This is a genomic window from Lysinibacillus sp. G1-3 (genome assembly GCF_056322905.1).
The window spans coordinates 1-356 of the sequence record NZ_JBWHYQ010000071.1 but is presented as its reverse complement, the minus strand read 5'-3'; the positions used below and the strand labels follow the sequence as shown (position 1 = coordinate 356).

Sequence of the window (356 nt, the reverse complement as noted above, 5' to 3'; positions counted from 1 at the left end):
AATCGAGTAGGAGGGAGTGATTAACTCCCGACCTCTCACACCACCGTACGTACGGATCCGTATACGGCGGTTCAATTAAGATGAATAACGCAAAGTTTCGTAACGAACTTGCAGACTTTTCAGGCCTTGGCTTTCCCAATAGGAATTGCCGAGGGTTCTGTGTAATATGGGGCTTTTTGAAATGCGCCAGTACCCTTTTCGGGTATTTCCCCATTCGTTTGCTTTTCCATATGGAACTTTTAAACGAATGAGATTTCTGACTCTCGTTCGGGGTTTCTTCCAATTCTTCCAAAGACACATTCGCAACCGCCTTTTAATCCAACTGTCTAACCTGTTGAATATTGAAGGTGTGTCTG

The 356-nt window shown here is 44.4% G+C and carries 1 protein-coding gene; it reads right to left on the bottom strand.

The genetic code is table 11. The features are described from left to right. Positions 1-75 precede the first annotated feature (75 nt). The coding region (locus ACVYAD_RS25190) for a group II intron maturase-specific domain-containing protein (protein ID WP_476428302.1) at positions 76-356 on the bottom strand (281 nt) is incomplete at its 5' end.